The sequence below is a fragment of the Arenimonas sp. genome, from assembly GCF_047602345.1.
Taxonomy (GTDB): Bacteria; Pseudomonadota; Gammaproteobacteria; order Xanthomonadales; family Xanthomonadaceae; genus Arenimonas.
Genome location: NZ_JASGHN010000006.1, coordinates 156132 through 171869 on the forward strand (window position 1 = coordinate 156132; position 15738 = coordinate 171869).

Consider the following 15738-nt stretch of genomic DNA (forward strand, 5'->3'; position numbering starts at 1 on the left):
CTGGCGCACAAAAGAAAAAACCCCGGGCGTTTCCACCCGGGGTTCTTCGTTGCGCTTGCGCGCGAGGTGCTTAGACCGCCTGCACCGCGTCGGCCTGCAGGCCCTTCGGACCCTTGACCACGGTGAAGGTGACCTTCTGGCCTTCCTTCAGCGACTTGAAGCCGCTGCCCTGGATGGAACGGAAGTGCACGAACAGGTCCTCACCGCTTTCCGGGGTGATGAAGCCGAAGCCCTTGGCGTCGTTGAACCACTTGACGGTGCCGCTCTGACGATCCGACATGATTGTCTCCTTGTAACTCGTCGTTGAATGAAACGCGATGCGGGTTTCGCATCGTGACTGGGTTGCAGGGAGCGAGGCGCAGCGATGTAGCGGATCGGAGGATCTACCGCATCAGGTCACGATTCACGGTGACCCGGCAAACACAGTGGGCGCACCATACACGGAAAAACAATGGAATGCGAGCGATACCTGAACCGGGATTCACCCGGGCAGCGCCGCTCAGCGGGAGTAGGTCCAGTCCAGCATCCGCCCATCCCGATAGGGCATCACCCCATGAAAAGGCCGGGGGTCGCCGTCGAAGACCAGGGGCAGGAAGTGCCGGTCGCCCTCCCAGAGGTTGAGGGAGTCCAGCCGATTCAGCTCGACCCACTCCAGGCTGCCCTCGGCATTGCTGGCCGGGACCTGCCCGCCGAAGCTCTCGATCAGGAACAGGAATCCGAACCAGTCCTCGCCGTTCTTGCCGAAACCGGGCCAGTTGATCGTCCCGCGCAGGTTCATTCGCCCGCACTCGATCGAGGCTTCCTCGCGGATCTCGCGCCGCATGCCGGCCATCGCGTCCTCGCCAGGCTCCAGCTTGCCGCCGAGTCCGTTGTACTTGTCGAGGTGGTGGTCGTCGGGACGGGCGTTCCGATGGACCATCAGGACGCGGCGCCGGTCCTCGGACAGGACATAACCGAGCGTGGCGAGAATCGGGCGGTAGGGCATGGCGGCATCGCGGCAAAGGTCGACAGCATAGCCGGCTGACCTTATCTTGGCGCCTTCTCGCGTTATCGAATTCCATGACTCCTCGTCGCTCCTGGTTCGCCTCCCTGTCCGCCCTGCTGGGCTTGCTCAGCCTGTTCGGCGTGCTGTGCTTCCACTTCCCGGAGTTGCTGACCAGCCGCGATTTCCGCCAGGCCTACACGGAAGACTTCGCCAGACATCTGCTGCTGGTCGCACTGGTGGCCGCTTTCGTGCTCGGCACATTGGCCATCCTGCGCGGGCGCGACCGTCGCGTGGCCATGGTCGGCGTCGGCGCCGCCACTCTCGCCGTGCTGCTCGGCGGCACGCGCGTGGAATTCGACCCGATCCGTTCGACGCCCTACTCGCTGGGCCTGGACTGGTTCGTCATCTCGCTGTTCTTCTCGGCCCTCGTCTTCATCCCGATCGAACGTTTGCTCGGGCGTGTCGAACAATCGCCGCTGCGCCCGCATTGGCGCACCGACCTAGCCTACTTCTTCCTGAGTCACCTGCTGGTGCAATTCATCCTGATCTTCGTGACGACCTCGACCAGCACGATCGACGCACTCGTCGCTTCCGAGGCCCTGAAGGACTGGATCCGCGCCCTGCCCGTCTGGCTGCAGTTCCTGATGGCGGTGTTCGCTGCGGACCTGTTCCAGGCCGGCCTGCACCGCGCGTACCACAACATCCCCTGGCTCTGGCGCTTCCATGCCGTGCACCACTCCAGCCGTCACATGGACTGGCTGGCCGGGTCGCGCACGCATCTGGTGGAGGTGCTTCTGACCAGAAGCGCGGTGTTGCTGCCCCTGGTCGTGCTCGGCTTCTCGGCCGAGGCGGTGAACAGCTACATCATCCTGGTCGGCCTGCAGGCCGTACTGGCGCACGCCAATCTCGGCATCCGCTTCGGCTGGCTGGAATACCTGATCGTGCTGCCGCGCTATCACCACTGGCATCACGCCCGCGAGCAGGCTTACGTCGACGTGAACTATGCGATCCACCTGCCCCTGGTGGACATGCTGATGGGCACGTTCAAACTGCCGAGGGATGGCAGTTGGCCCGTCGAATACGGCGTGATGAAACTCGAATCCGTGCCCGACGGTTTCTTCCCCCAGCAGATTTCCCCTTTCCTTCCGCCCCGCAAGGCGGAATCCTGATCGACGAGAACCGACCATGACCGATACCCCGCCCGACCGACTCGCCCTCAATCCCAAGAGCCCGCATTTCCATCGCGAAGCCATCGAACGCGGCATCGGCGTGCGCTTCAAGGGCCAGGAGCGCGACGACGTCGAGGAATATTGCGTCAGCGAAGGCTGGATCCGCGTCGCCGCCGGCAAGGCGCGCGACCGTAGCGGCAATCCGATGACGATCAAGCTCAGCGGCGAGGTCGTGCCCTATTTCCTGCCGCAGGAATAAGCCGCCGACTTATTTTCGCAGCACGTCGCGATAGCGGCGGCTGCAGGGCACGCGGCTGCCGTCGTGCATGGTCAAGCGTGCATCGCCGGTATCGAGCGGCTCGATTTCGGCGACATGGTCCAGGTTGACCATGTAGCTGCGGTGCACCCGGACGAAGCGTGCCGGATCCAGGCGGGGTTCGATCGCGGCCATCGTGCTGCGTAGCGGATATTCCCGCCCGCGTACCCGCAGGTTCACGTAGTTGCCCGAGGCCTGCAGGACCTCGATGTCGTTCGCGGCCACCAGGAATTCCTTGCCGAGCTTGCGCACCAGGAAACGATCTGGTCTCTCGACCGGGTCCACGGCGGGACCCTCGTCCGGTTCGGTCAATAGGCGCGCTTCGCCCTGCAGGCGCAAGAGCAGCAGGTCGTAGGCGCCCAAGACCAGCAGCACGCCGGCGTAACTGCGCCAGTCCTTCAGGAACTCGTAGAACATTTCCGTCGGCCAATGGCCGAAATCGTAGAACTCGCCTTGGCTGGCGTAGGCCAGCTTGCGCAAGCCCACCATCGCCACGACATGAGCCGCGCTGTAGACGACGGCGGCCAGGGCATGGATGGGCAGGTTGCGGCGCAGGGTATCGAGGTGCAGCGGGAATCGCCGCTCGAAGGCGATCACGGCCGGCACAAGCGCCAGCATCACCAGGTTGCTGGACCACTCCCAGACCGCCACCTGCCAGTCGGCGAAGCTCAGGTGCACCCGCTCGATGTCGAGCACGGTGGTGATCGTATTCAGGGTGGCCGCCAGACAGTAATTGACGACCCAGAACCCGATCTCGATGCCGCGCCGATAGGGTTGGTAGCGCTCCAGCAGGGAGCGGGATTCATTGCTCATCCCGCCATTCTAGGGTTTCGGGACGAAGATCCGTCCCCCGATTCGTCCCCCATGCCCGCCGTTCGTCACCGACGACCGCGACTGGACCCCGCGAGCTGGCGGGAAAACGGCTGCGAAACGAGGCTGGTGCGGTTTCCACGGAGCCCACCATGAACCGACGCCACGACATCGACGCCCTGCGCGCCCTCGCCTTCTGCCTGCTGATCCTCTACCACCTCGCGATGTTCTATGTCTTCGAATGGGAATGGCACATCAAGAGCGTGCACCAGGCCGAATGGCTGCAATACCCGATGCTGTTCGTGAATCGCTGGCGCATGGACCTCATCTTCCTGATCTCGGGCATCGCGGCAGCGTTCCTGTTGAAGACGGATCGGGTCTGGCGCTTCGTCGGCCAGCGGACCTGGCGATTGTTCCTGCCCCTGGTCTTCGGCATGGCCGTGATCGTCCCGATCCAGCCTTATGCGCAAGGCGTATCGAACGGGTTGGTCGAACCGGGCTTCGTCCAGTTCCTGCTCGACTACTACGGCGGCAAGCCCTGGCCCAAGGATGCATTCGATGGCTGGTCGCACGGCATGACATGGAACCATCTGTGGTACCTGGCCTATCTGTGGATGTACACGCTCGCTCTGGCCCTGCTCGCCAAACCACTGGCCTCGGCGACGGGCCAACGCCTGCTGGCACGTTTCGCCGGGCTGCGCGGAACGGCCTTGCTGTTCCTGCCGGCGCTTCCGCTGGTCTTCTATACGCTCACCTTGCAGGAACGTTTCCCGGACAACGGCGATTTCATCCACGACTGGTATCGCAACGCGGTGTACTTCACCGTGTTCCTGTACGGCTACGCGATCGCGCGAAACCAGGGCTTCTGGACCGAAGCGCTGCGGCTGCGCAAGCAAAGCCTGGCCTGGGCGCTCGGCCTGTTCGTGCCCTACCTCGGCCTCGCGATGGTGCTACCCGACGAAGTGCCGTTCTGGCAACAGGCCGTCATCTGGACGCTGCGCAATCTCTATATCTGGACGGCATTGCTGGCGATTCTCGGCTGGTCGCATGCCCTGCTCAATCGTCCGTTCCGTTGGTTGCCCTGGGCGAACGAGTCGGTGTATCCCTGGTACATGCTGCACCAGAGCCTGATCGTCGCGCTCGGCTTTTGGCTGGCGAACTACCGGCTCGGGCCGATCACAGAACCCGCCCTGATCCTGCTCGGCACCGTCGTCGGTTGCTGGTCGATCAGCGAACTGGTCAAACGCATCGGCTGGCTGCGCCCCTGCTTCGGCCTGAAGCCGCGCAGCACGCCGCCGCGCGTGGCGAATGCACAGGAACTGAGCGGATCGATGCCCTGACGCCAGCCGCCGGCCCGGCTTCGCGCGGAAGATTCGGGCATCATGGCGGCCAATCCGATGGACTGGCCGCCAGATGTCCGAGAACGAATCCGCCGACTCCCCGACACCGCTCAGCGACGCTCATGCGCGCATCCTCGGTTGCCTGATCGAGAAGGAAGCGACGACGCCCGAAAGCTACCCGCTGACCGCGAATTCGCTGGTCCTCGCCTGCAATCAGAAGAACGCACGCGAGCCACTGATGGAACTGGAACCCGGCGAGGTCGGCCATGCCCTGCGACAGATGGAGGCGGACGGGCTTGTACGCTCCATCCACGGCGCCCGCGCCCAGCGCTACGAACATCGCTTCGCCCATGCTTATTCGGTAACGGCCAAGCAACAGGGCCTGCTCGGCGTATTGCTGTTGCGCGGCGCGCAAACGGCCTCGGAACTGCTGACGCGCAGCGAGCGCATCGCCGGGTTCGCCGACCTCGACGAACTGCGACAGACGCTCGACCGCCTCGCGCAGCGCAGCCCGGCGTTGGTGATCAACATCGGTCGCGGCCCCGGTCAGCGCGAAGACCGCTATATGCATCTGCTCGGCGGTCCAGTGGATGCCGAGCAACTGCACGCCAGCAGCAAGTCGACTGCCTCCTCGATACGCGATGCCGGCGACGACGATCGTTTCCAGGCATTGGAATCGAGGATCGAAGCGCTGGAAGCGGAGTTGGCGGCATTGAAGGCGCGCCTCGCGCCTTCCGACTGACAAGCCATGAACGTTGCGCGCCGACTCGCCATCGTCGGCGGTGGGCCGGCAGGCCTGATGGCCGCCGAAACGGCGCGGGCTGCCGGCTTGGCCGTCGATGTCTACGACGCCAAGGGCTCGGTCGGCCGCAAGTTCCTCATCGCCGGCAAGGGCGGACTGAACCTCACCCACTCCGACCCGCCGGAACTGTTCGCTTCGCGCTACCGCGAGCGCGCCGACATCGTCGCCGTCTGGCTACGCGAATTCGGCCCCGAACACCTGCGCGAATGGGCCCGCGGTTTCGGCGTGGAAACTTTCGTCGGCAGCTCGGGGCGCGTGTTTCCTCTGGACTTGAAAGCCGCCCCTTTGCTGCGTGGCTGGGTGCGCCGCCTGCGTGAGCAGGGCGTCGAGTTCCATATGCAACATCGCTGGACGGGATGGGATGAGAGCGGCGCCCTCGCGTTCGCCACGAACGATGGCGGCCAGACGCTCGCCAAGCCCGATGCCGTCGTGCTCGCGCTCGGCGGCGGTAGCTGGCCGGAGCTGGGTTCGGACGGGGATTGGGTACGGCCGCTGCGCGATGCCGGCATCGATGTCGCGGCGCTGCTGCCATCGAACTGCGGTTTCGATGTGCAGTGGACGGAACATTTCTCGTCGCGCTTTGCCGGCCATCCGCTCAAGCAAGTGTCCGTTCGCTGCGAAGACGCTGGCCTTCCGCACAACCTGCTGGGCGAATGCGTCGTCACCACGAACGGAATCGAAGGCAGCCTGATCTACGCCGTGTCGGCGCCGTTACGCGATGCAATCGAGCGCGATGGTGAAGTGACGATGCATCTCGATCTCGCACCGGGCCGCTCGCTCGAGCGCCTCCGATCCGATCTCGGCAAGGACGAGCGAAGTCGCAGCCTGAGCGAACGGTTGCGGCGACGTGCGGGCATCGATGGCGTCAAGGCCGGACTGGTCTACGAATGCCTGTCGAAAGCGATGCGCGACGATCCGGCCTCGCTCGCCGCCGGCATCAAGTCCCTGCCGCTCCGCCTGCTGCGGCCGCGCCCGATCGCGGAAGCGATCAGTTCGGCCGGCGGCGTGCGATTCGATGCGTTGTCACCGGGGCTGATGGCCGAATCGCGTCCCGGCGTTTTTTTCGCCGGCGAGATGCTCGACTGGGAAGCGCCGACCGGCGGCTACCTGCTGACAGCCTGTTTCGCCAGCGGCAGGATCGCCGGACGGGCTGCTGCCGAGTGGCTGCTTGCGCCGCCGCCCTGATTCGGGTTCATAATCGGCCATCGCGATCCGGGCCCGTCCCCCCGCAGGCCCGTGAAGGCTCGCGATCACTGTACACGGGGGTGCACGATGGCCGAACAGGAACGTCGATATAACGGCAAGGCCACGTCGAGCGAGCTCAAGCGCCAGCTCAACGAAGACCAGCGCATGACCCTGAGCGAACTCGAGCGCTACGGTTGGGAACTGAAGTTCATCCGGCGCGAACCGTTCAAGGATCCGGTCGCGGTGGTCTTCGACGGCGACCGCAACAAGTTCGCCGTACTCAAGGCCGACGGCACGCTGGACGAAACGCATAGCGGCATGGACATCCGCCACTAGGCGACGCTACCACTCGGTGCGATGCGGCAGCAGGCCGCGCAGCTCCACATCGGTCAGGTTGCGCCACTTGCCCGGCTTCAGGTGCCCCAGCTTCACGCTGCCGATGCGCACGCGCACCAACTGCTTCACGCGATGGCCGAAATGCGCCGCCATCAGTCGGATCTGGCGGTTGAGTCCCTGCACGAGCACGATGCGAAAACCGAACTTCCCGAGCTTGCCGGTCTTGCAAGGCAGGGTTAGCTGTCCGTGCACCGGCACGCCGCGCGCCATGCCGCGCAGGAATTCGTCGGTCACCGGATGATTCACCGCGACCAGGTACTCCTTCTCCAGCTTGTTCTCGGCGCGCAGGATCTCGTTGACGATATCGCCATTGCTGGTCAGCAGGATCAGCCCTTCGGAGTCCTTGTCGAGCCGACCGATGGGAAAGATGCGCTGTTCGTGCCCGACGAACTCGACGATATTGCCCTTCACGTCGCTCTCGGTCGTGCAGGTGACGCCGACCGGCTTGTTCAGCACGATGTAGACATGCTTGCGCCCGGCCTTGGCCTGCCGCACCTGCAGGCGCTGCCCGTCGACGAGCACGATGTCGCCTTCCTCGACCTGGGCGCCGGCACCGGGCTTGCGCCCGTTGATCGTCACGCGCCCTTCGGCGATCAGGCGATCGGCCTCGCGGCGGGAGCAGAACCCGGTATCGCTGATGTGCTTGTTCAATCGCATGGGCGCGCATGCTCGCACATGCGCCACCCCGCGTCACGGCTCAGCGGGTCGCCAGGCGCGGCCAGGCCCAGGCGAGCAGCAGCCAGGCCGGCAGCAGCAACAACGCATGCAGTCCGGCCATGGCCAGCGGATCGCGCAGCAGATCGAAGATCGCCATGCCCTGCAGGCCGCCGTATACCAGCGCCACCAGCACGAGTTCGAAGGGCTTCGGGTTCCGGCAGAGGGCGCCGAGGCTCATGCCCCAGCTGGCGATGGAAACGATCGCCGCAGTCGTAGCGAGCGCGCCCATCGGCAGACCTGCTGCCAGTCGCAGCAGACCGGGCAAGCTCAACGCGAACAGCAGCAGCACGCCGACAAGGAAACGTGTGGCGAGCAAACGACCCAGGATGTCCGGTGCAGTGAAAACAAGTCCGGCCGTCCGGTGCTCGCGCTCGCGCAGCACGCCGCGCGCCAGCACGTCCAGCGGCAGCAGCCAGGCCAGCAGCATGGCCGTCGCCATGCCCTGCATCGATGCGAAAGCCTGCGTACCGAGCAGCGCGATCGCGGCCAACCACCACCACAGGCGACGTTGCCGGAAAGCCAGCTTCAGTTCCGCCACGACCAATGTACCGAGCGGACCGCGGGCGAATGGGGCGAGCATCGGATCGAGCCAGCCCAATCTTCGACCCGCCTGCGAACCGGACTTGGAGGCCGCAATGCCGCGAGCCGCCGCCCAATCGAGCAGGGGCGCCGCCGCCACGACGCCCGCCATCGCGAACAGCAACCACAGCAAGCGGCCGAACATGTCGGGGCCGCGCGGATGCCATGCTTTCCATTCGAACCGGGTCGCCGGCTTGCCGCGCATCGATACGCCGATGCTGAAACCGAAATCCTGCCGCTCGCCCGTCGCCACGCTGCGCTCGCGCTGGAAATCGCGCGCCGCGACGATCATGCCGTTCGGATCGCTGCCCCAGCCGTAGCGTGCGGCATGGTTGTCGGGTGATTCGAGCTGCGCCAGCGACACGGACGTCAGCGTCACCCACAGGATGAAGAAAACCACGTTGCCGGCCGTGCGCCGCAACCAGGGCAGCAAGTCGAACCAGATCGCAAGCATGGCCGTCACCGCCAGACCGGGAATGCTGAGCACCAATACGGGTTTCAGCAATTCGATCAGGTCGATGGCGCGATCTTCCGCCCGCAGCCATTGCGCCACCAGTCCGACGCCCAGGCCGACCAACGCGATGGCCGCCAGCACCAGCATGTGGCTGGCCCATTTCGCCAACAGGTAGGCGCCTCGCGTCATCGGCGTGGCGACCAGCAATTGCCATACGCGCGTTTCGATGTCGCGCACCAGGGTGCCGCGAATCACATAGAACCCGCCCAGGCTGAGCAGACTGCTATAGACCATCGCCAGCACCATGCCGACCCAGGCGCTGGAATAGAAACCGCGTTCGCCACCGTTCATCGACAGGATGCGATAGCCGGCGCTGGCGGGCGGAAAACACCACCAGGCCGCGACCATCACGATCGCCAGCAGCACCCAGAAGCGCGGGCCACGGATGCGTTCGCGCAAATCGGCCCGCAGGATGCCGGAGAAGCGGATCAGCGCCTGCATGTCAGTGCTTGCTCGCGCCGGAACCGATCAGCCAGGTATAAGCATCCTCGAGTTCGGGGGTGACGGCATTGGCATCGGCATGCGGCCGTTCCGCGCTGACGATTCGCACGCGAATGCCTTCCGGCCTGCGCAGCGAGGCGCACAACGTGTATTTCCCGCGGACCGCCTCCAACTCGGACGGCGCCACGGTCCATTCCCAGACATGGCCTTCGGCCCGAGCCAGCAATTCTTCCGGCGCCCCGTGGAAGCGCAGCCGCCCCGCCGTCATGACGGCCAGCGCGGTGGCGCTGGCTTCCACGTCGGAAACGATGTGGGTGCAGAGGATGACCAGACGTTCACCGGCCAGGTCGGTCAGCAGATGGCGAAAGCGCATGCGCTCTTCCGGGTCCAGGCCGACCGTCGGTTCGTCCACGATCAGCAGCGACGGATCGTTCAATAACGCCTGAGCGATGCCGACGCGCTGGCGCATGCCGCCGGAGAATTCGCCGAGGCGGCGATCCGCCGCATCCGCCAGGCCGACTTCGGCCAGGCAATGCTCCACTCGGGTTGCGGCCCGTTTGCCCGACAGGCCTTTCACCGCCGCCAGGAAACCCAGGAACTCGCGCGCACTCAGGGCGGGGTAGACGCCAAAATCCTGCGGTAAATAGCCAAGAGAGTTACGTAAGGCATTGGGGTTCAAGGCAATGTCCTGGCCGTTCCAGCTAACCTTCCCACGGCTTGGCTTGGCCAGCGTCGCCAGGATGCGCATCAGTGTGGACTTGCCGGCCCCATTGGGCCCGAGCAAACCGAGGATGCCCGGCCCCAGGTTCAGATCAAGTCCACTTACAGCCGAATGGCCGCCCGGGTAGGTGTAGTCGATCGACTGCAGGACCAATTCGCAGGTGGACAAGGCACGCGCTCCAATATTTGCCGGCTCGTCGGGAGCTCGGCTTGTACTGGTAGTGTAGTTACCTACAACACCTAATCACATAGGCCGGAAGACAGGGTCTCCGACCCTTAGCCCTTGGCGCCCGCCGGAGTCACCAGTCGCCGGAGCTCGGCGTCCTTTTCCTGCCACAGCAGGTTCATCCACTGCTGGAACCGGACGCGGTAGGCCCGGTCGTTTTCGTAGTCGCCGTCGATGAACTCGGGGGGTATCTCCCGCGACCGCACCGACACCCGCACGCATCCGATGCGCCCGGCCATCAGGTCCATCATCGTCGGCTTGCCTTGCGGATAGGCGATGGCGACGTCGACGATACCCTGCAGGGAATCGCCCATCGCGCCGATGACGAAAGCCACGCCACCCGCTTTCGGCTTGAGCAGATGCGCGAAAGGCGAAGACTGCCGCGCATGCTTTTCCTTCGTGAAGCGCGTGCCTTCGACGAAGTTCATGATCGACACCGGCAGACCGCGGAATTTTTCGCAGGCCTTCCGCGTGGCCTCCATGTCCTTGCCGGCGAGCTCGGGCTTCCTGGCCAGCTCGCTTTTCGTGTAGCGCTTCATGAACGGGAAATCCAGCGCCCACCAGGCCAGTCCGAGCAACGGCACCCAGATGAGCTGGCTCTTCAGGAAGAATCGCAGGAAGGGAATGCGCCGATTGAATGTGTGTTGCAGCACCGGGATATCGACCCAGCTCTGGTGGTTCGCCAGCACGAGGTAGTGTCCGTCGCGACGCAAGCCATCGACTCCCTCCACTTCGATTCGCGTGGGCGTGAACAGGGCGATCAGCTGGCCGTTGCGGGCGATCCAGCTTTCGGCCAGGCCGATCAGTATGCGATCGCAGAATCGGCGGAAGCCTCGCACCGGCACCAGCCACTTGAGCAGGGCCACGACGAACAGGGGCGTCGTATGCGCCACGGTGTTGAGCAGGATGGCCAGCGCCGCCATGGGCAGGCGTAGGAACAGCGGCAGTTTGAAGAGCATGCGATGGATCGCGGAAACCAGCGCCGATTATCGCCCAGTCCGCGTCAATCCAGCATGCACTGGCCGTCGTGGCAGGCCTGCGAGCGCCGTTGCTCCCTCGCTGCGGCCCAGCGCACCCACCGGTTGAACGGCCGGGTGAAACCGACGCGCGACAGCCACATGCGATTTCGCGCAACCCAGGGGTAGAGCCGATTCCAGGCAGGTCGCAGCCAGTGGTTCTCCCAAAGTCGCGCCACGGCGTCCAGCCCGGCAGCCCGGTAGGCGATCACGAAAACGTCGACGCCGACGAACCAGCGCCCCTCGGCATCGCGGGCCCGGATCAGCCGCATCATCTGCTCGCGCGTGACGCCGGCCCGTTCGGCGACCTCGTCGCGGAAGTCCGGCAGCGAGCAATCCACCAGGCGCAGGCGATCGTCCCGGTCGAAGTCGCGCAGGGCATGCATCTCCTGCCGGCAGAGCGGGCAGGACGCGTCGTAGTAGATGGTCAACGGGAAACTCGGCTCGAGCAGGCTCATCGTTTCGCTTCGCCATCGCGCAGGAGTTTCTGGATGCGGCTGCCGAGTTTCATCACCTTCATCAATGTCGCCGGCTCCATGCGCAGCATTTCCTCGCCCCAGGACGACAAGGCCGTCATCAGCGCGAGCGTTTCCTTGATGCGCGCCTGCACCGCCTTGTCTTCGGCCGCCAGTTCGGCGTCCGCGACGCAGTCCTTCAGCATGGCGACGGTCGGATCGAATTCTCGCGCCTTGCGCGAACTCACCACGATGCGGAACAGTTCCCAGACATCGCGCGATGTTTCGTAGTGGTCACGACGGTCGCCCAGCAGATGCACGACCCGCACCAGGCCCCAGCTCAGCAGTTCCTTCAGGCTGGTGCTGACGTTGGAACGGGCGACGACCAGGATCTCGGCAATTTCCTCGGCGTGCATCGGCCGCCCGCTCAGGAACAGGAGCGCATGGATCTGCGCGACCGTCCGGTTGACGCCCCAACGCGAGCCCATTTCGCCCCAATGCAGGACGAAGCGCCGGCTGATCGGTGTCAGGGAATCGCCTGTCTGGCTGGCTTGCGCTTGGTTGGTCATGGTCACGATTCCCTGTTGCCAGCATTCTGATTTGGTCATATATTTCTGTCAAGACAGAAACAACTGACAGAAAAGCGATGCAGACGACTGCAGTCCCGGGAAAGGTTCCCACCGTGCTGGTCCTGGGCGGATCGGGCTTCATCGGCCGCCATGCGGTCGCGGCCCTGCTGGCGGAAGGTCGGCGCGTGATCGTCGGCAGCCGGCATCCGGAGCGCATCGATCGCAAGCTGCCGCAGGTCGCCGCCGGCTCGCCTCGCCGACGCATCCGCATGGAGAACCTGCTCGACGCGGCGCAGTGGCGGCCTCTGCTTGCCGACGTCGATGCCGTATTGAACTGCGTCGGCATCCTGCGCCAGCGCGGCGCGGAAACCTACGAGCGTGTGCATCACCTCGCGCCCGCCGCGCTCGCCGCCGCCTGTCGCGAGCGCGGCATTCCCTTCGTACATGTCTCGGCGCTCGGGCTGGAACATCCGGCGCGCAGCCGTTTCCTGCGTTCGAAACGCGTGGGCGAAGCGGCGATCCGCCGCAGCGGCGCCGACTGGCGCATCGTTCGCCCTTCCCTGCTGGATGGCGATGGCGGCTATGGCGCGCTGTGGATCCGTCGCGTCGCCCGCTGGCCGTTGCTCGCGCTCCCCGGCAATGCCCTCGGTCGCATCGCCGTGCTCGACGTCGGCGAACTCGGCGAAGCGTTGGCTCGTCTCGCCTTGTTGCCGCTGCCGCAGGACGCGAGCGACGAGCGACGGCAGTTCGAGCTCGGTGGCGATGAGGCGATGACGATCGAGGCCCTGCTGGCGACGATGCACCGCCGCCACAGCACCCGGCCCGCGGTCTGCTTGCGACTGCCGGCATGGCTCGCGCGTCTCGGCAGCCATGCCTGCGACCTGTTGCACGCCACGCCCTATTCCTTCGGCCACTACGAACTGCTGCGCAACGACAACTGCCCTCGCGAGAATCGTCTTCCAGAACTGCTGGGACGCAGGCCGCGATGCGTCATCCCGGATGAAGGCATCGCCGGCGTGCAGACCTTGCCGGCCTGATCGGACTTCCGTCACTAGCGATGACGCCGGTACGCGGTGCATCATCGGCCACTTTCACCAGGGTGCCCGCCATGCTCCGACCGCTCGGTCTCGCCGTCTCGCTTGCTCTCGCTTCTTTCGCAGCCCAGGCCTCCATCGATCTGACGACCGTCTCAGAGCGTTCCGGTTTCCTGAAAACCGGCCGTTACGATGAAGTGATCGCGCTCTGCGATGCCTTCCAACGCAGCTACCCGAAGGCTGTGCGCTGCATCGACTTCGGCACCACCCCCGAGGGCCGGCCGATGAAGGCGCTGATCGTTTCGCAGCGCGGCGCCTTCACCCCGAAGCAGGCGCGCACGCAGGGCCTGCCGGTGCTGCTGGTGCAAGGCGGAATCCATGCCGGCGAGATCGACGGCAAGGACGCCGGTTTCCTCGCCCTGCGCGAAGCGCTTGAAGGCAAGGCGGCGAAAGGCGCGCTCGACAAGCAGGTCCTCGTCTTCGTCCCGGTGTTCAACATCGACGGGCACGAGCGCTTCAAGGCCTGGAACCGACCGAACCAGCGCGGCCCGGAGGAAATGGGCTGGCGCGTGACCGCGCAGAACTACAACCTCAATCGCGACTACGTGAAGGCCGACGCCCCCGAAATGCAGGCCATGCTTCGCCTGGTGAACGCCTGGGATCCGCTGGCCTATATCGATCTGCACGTCACCGACGGCGCCAAGTTCGAACACGATGTCGCCATCCAGGTCGAGCCCGTTCACGCCGGCGACGACGCCCTGCGGCAAGCCGGCAAGTCCCTGCGCGATGCGGTCATCGCCGACCAGGCTCGCCAGGGTTCGTTGCCAGTCGCCTTCTATCCTTCGTTCAACGACTACGAGGATCCGCAATCCGGTTTCACCGACGGCGTCGCGCCACCGCGTTTTTCCACCGGCTATTTCCTGATGCGAAATCGCTTCGGCATGCTGGTGGAAACGCATTCCTGGAAGGACTATCCGACCCGCGTGCGCGTAACCCACAACATCATCGTCTCCCTGCTCGAACAGCTGCGCGACCACGGCAGCGAATGGGCCTCCATCGCGAAGGCGGCCGATGCGCGTGCCGCCGCGCTGGCCGGCCAGCCCGTGGCATTGGACTACCGCACCACCGACAAAGCGCGACAGATCGAGTTTCGCGGTTACGAATACACGCGCACGCCTTCGGAGATTTCCGGCGCGCTTATGACGCGCTACGACGAAAGCAAACCGCAGGTGTGGAAGGTCGCGCTGCGCGACGAGATCGTTCCGGGCCGCACGCTGCCGGCACCAGCTGCCGGCTATATCGTGCCGGCCGCGCATGCGACATGGGTAGGCGAGAAACTGAAGCAGCACGGCATCGAGTTCCGCCGGATCGACCGCGCCCTGCCCGGCTTCGATACGCAAACCTTCCGCGCGATCAAAACGGATTTCGGCCAGCAGTCGGTCGAGGGCCATCAGCGCCTGGCGGTGGAAGGCAACTGGTCGAACGAACGTCGCGACATCGGCGCGGGCGCTCTTTTCGTGCCCATCGCACAACCGAAAGCACGACTGGTGATGGCCCTGCTCGAACCGCAGGCACCGGACTCGCTGCTGGGTTGGGGCGAATTCAACAACCACTTCGAACAGAAGGAATACATGGAGGCCTACGTCGCCGAAGAAGTCGCGCGGGAAATGCTGGCGAAAGACGCGGCGCTGGCGACCGAGTTCCAGCGCAAGCTCCGGGACGAGCCCGATTTCGCCAAGAACCCGCAGGCGCGCCTGGAATTTTTCGCCCGCCGCCATTCGTCCTGGGACGCCAGCTACGGCCTGTATCCGGTGCTGCGAACGGACAAGGCGCCTTGAAGGCTTAGCCTCGCACGACGCCTGAATGATAACGCCGCCCGAGGGCGGCGTTGTCCGTTCTGAAGAAACGACCGGACAAGAATCCGATCAAACCGAATCAACGGCATTTCTTCGTCATGTCGGTATCGTCCCTGTACTTGAGGAAAAAACGATCGACCTCGTTCGGCTGGTCTTCCGGCAGGGGCACATGCTTCTCGCGAATCCTTCCCATCTTCGCCACCAGTCGGGTAACGAGGCCATTCACCGAAGACGATGGTTTGATCATGTTTTCGAACACCATCAACGTCGTGGTGGCCCCCGGATCCTGGGACAGGACCAGCACGGGGAATCTGTCGCAGTCCAGGCTGATGGTTCCGTAGCTGCTGTCATCGCCACCGGCGGACAGGCCGGAGGAAGACCTGCTCTCGGCGAAACCGATGATCTCCTTTTTCAGCGCGATGAAATGTTCGTCGCTCATTCCATCGGCCACGTACAGCACCGAGGGAACCGTCGTGGGATAGAAGATCCATACGGCGGCGCAGACGGCCATCAGGAGCGCGCCGAGTGCGAGCAACTTGTTCAACCGCCGTTCGCCCTCCAGGTTCATCCGTTCCTCCGCACCGTTTCGCCCGCCGGGCCGTCGGCCA

The 15738-nt window shown here is 64.9% G+C and carries 18 protein-coding genes; 8 read left to right on the forward strand and 10 right to left on the reverse strand.

Annotated elements, in window-relative coordinates; all coding sequences use genetic code 11:
- Window positions 1-70: 70 nt before the first annotated feature.
- Window positions 71-280 carry a cold-shock protein gene (locus QM707_RS05195; RefSeq protein WP_415000797.1) on the reverse strand — a complete coding sequence of 70 codons (210 nt, stop codon included), beginning with the start codon at window positions 278-280 and terminating at the stop codon, window positions 71-73.
- A gap of 219 nt (window positions 281-499) precedes the next feature.
- A complete protein-coding gene (locus QM707_RS05200) occupies window positions 500-985 on the reverse strand; it encodes an NUDIX hydrolase (protein WP_415000798.1) in 486 nt (161 codons plus the stop codon).
- Window positions 986-1059: 74 nt separating this feature from the next.
- Here QM707_RS05200 and QM707_RS05205 point away from each other — a divergent pair, with 74 nt between their 5' ends.
- Together QM707_RS05205 and QM707_RS05210 are read left to right on the forward strand one after the other, a co-directional pair.
- Window positions 1060-2154, forward strand: a complete 1095-nt coding sequence (locus QM707_RS05205; protein WP_415000799.1) for a sterol desaturase family protein — start codon at window positions 1060-1062, stop codon at window positions 2152-2154.
- Window positions 2155-2170: 16 nt separating this feature from the next.
- Complete coding sequence (locus QM707_RS05210) at window positions 2171-2413, forward strand: DUF3297 family protein (RefSeq protein WP_415000800.1); 243 nt, start codon at window positions 2171-2173, stop codon at window positions 2411-2413.
- 9 nt (window positions 2414-2422) lie between these two features.
- On the opposite strand, the gene QM707_RS05215 is transcribed toward QM707_RS05210, so the two are convergent.
- Complete coding sequence (locus QM707_RS05215) at window positions 2423-3283, reverse strand: LytTR family DNA-binding domain-containing protein (protein WP_415000801.1); 861 nt, start codon at window positions 3281-3283, stop codon at window positions 2423-2425.
- 149 nt (window positions 3284-3432) lie between these two features.
- On the opposite strand from QM707_RS05215, the gene QM707_RS05220 reads away from it, so the two are divergent.
- The 4 genes from QM707_RS05220 to QM707_RS05235 all read left to right on the forward strand — a co-directional run bounded on the left by QM707_RS05220 (window position 3433) and on the right by QM707_RS05235 (window position 6943).
- Entirely contained in the window at window positions 3433-4620 is a 1188-nt protein-coding gene (locus QM707_RS05220) for an acyltransferase family protein (RefSeq protein ID WP_415000802.1), read from the forward strand.
- A gap of 73 nt (window positions 4621-4693) precedes the next feature.
- Window positions 4694-5362 carry a YceH family protein gene (locus tag QM707_RS05225; RefSeq protein WP_415000803.1) on the forward strand — a complete coding sequence of 223 codons (669 nt, stop codon included), beginning with the start codon at window positions 4694-4696 and terminating at the stop codon, window positions 5360-5362.
- A 6-nt stretch (window positions 5363-5368) separates the two neighbouring features.
- Entirely contained in the window at window positions 5369-6607 is a 1239-nt protein-coding gene (locus QM707_RS05230; RefSeq protein WP_415000804.1) for a TIGR03862 family flavoprotein, read from the forward strand.
- An 87-nt stretch (window positions 6608-6694) separates the two neighbouring features.
- The gene (locus QM707_RS05235) at window positions 6695-6943 is read left to right on the forward strand and encodes a hypothetical protein (RefSeq protein ID WP_415000805.1); all 249 of its coding nucleotides are present in this window, start codon (window positions 6695-6697) and stop codon (window positions 6941-6943) included.
- A gap of 6 nt (window positions 6944-6949) precedes the next feature.
- On the opposite strand, the gene QM707_RS05240 is transcribed toward QM707_RS05235, so the two are convergent.
- The 6 genes from QM707_RS05240 to QM707_RS05265 all read right to left on the reverse strand — a co-directional run bounded on the left by QM707_RS05240 (window position 6950) and on the right by QM707_RS05265 (window position 12240).
- Window positions 6950-7660 (reverse strand): pseudouridine synthase, encoded by a 711-nt coding sequence (locus QM707_RS05240; RefSeq protein ID WP_415000806.1) that lies wholly within the window; start codon window positions 7658-7660, stop codon window positions 6950-6952.
- 40 nt (window positions 7661-7700) lie between these two features.
- Window positions 7701-9254 (reverse strand): ABC transporter permease, encoded by a 1554-nt coding sequence (locus tag QM707_RS05245; RefSeq protein ID WP_415000807.1) that lies wholly within the window; start codon window positions 9252-9254, stop codon window positions 7701-7703.
- 1 nt (window position 9255) lies between these two features.
- Window positions 9256-10143, reverse strand: coding sequence for an ATP-binding cassette domain-containing protein (locus QM707_RS05250; RefSeq protein WP_415000808.1), 888 nt, complete (start codon window positions 10141-10143; stop codon window positions 9256-9258).
- Between the two features lie 107 nt (window positions 10144-10250).
- A complete protein-coding gene (locus QM707_RS05255) occupies window positions 10251-11159 on the reverse strand; it encodes an acyltransferase (protein ID WP_415000809.1) in 909 nt (302 codons plus the stop codon).
- Between the two features lie 44 nt (window positions 11160-11203).
- Window positions 11204-11674 carry a thiol-disulfide oxidoreductase DCC family protein gene (locus tag QM707_RS05260; RefSeq protein ID WP_415000810.1) on the reverse strand — a complete coding sequence of 157 codons (471 nt, stop codon included), beginning with the start codon at window positions 11672-11674 and terminating at the stop codon, window positions 11204-11206.
- Window positions 11671-12240 carry a GbsR/MarR family transcriptional regulator gene (locus QM707_RS05265; RefSeq protein ID WP_415000811.1) on the reverse strand — a complete coding sequence of 190 codons (570 nt, stop codon included), beginning with the start codon at window positions 12238-12240 and terminating at the stop codon, window positions 11671-11673. The genes QM707_RS05260 and QM707_RS05265 overlap by 4 nt, the downstream gene beginning before the upstream one ends.
- 77 nt (window positions 12241-12317) lie before the next feature.
- On the opposite strand from QM707_RS05265, the gene QM707_RS05270 reads away from it, so the two are divergent.
- Window positions 12318-13277 (forward strand): NAD(P)H-binding protein, encoded by a 960-nt coding sequence (locus QM707_RS05270; protein WP_415000812.1) that lies wholly within the window; start codon window positions 12318-12320, stop codon window positions 13275-13277.
- A gap of 62 nt (window positions 13278-13339) precedes the next feature.
- Window positions 13340-15112 (forward strand): M14 family metallopeptidase, encoded by a 1773-nt coding sequence (locus tag QM707_RS05275; protein ID WP_415000813.1) that lies wholly within the window; start codon window positions 13340-13342, stop codon window positions 15110-15112.
- Between the two features lie 97 nt (window positions 15113-15209).
- On the opposite strand, the gene QM707_RS05280 is transcribed toward QM707_RS05275, so the two are convergent.
- Window positions 15210-15698 carry a hypothetical protein gene (locus tag QM707_RS05280; protein ID WP_415000814.1) on the reverse strand — a complete coding sequence of 163 codons (489 nt, stop codon included), beginning with the start codon at window positions 15696-15698 and terminating at the stop codon, window positions 15210-15212.
- Window positions 15699-15738: the final 40 nt, after the last annotated feature.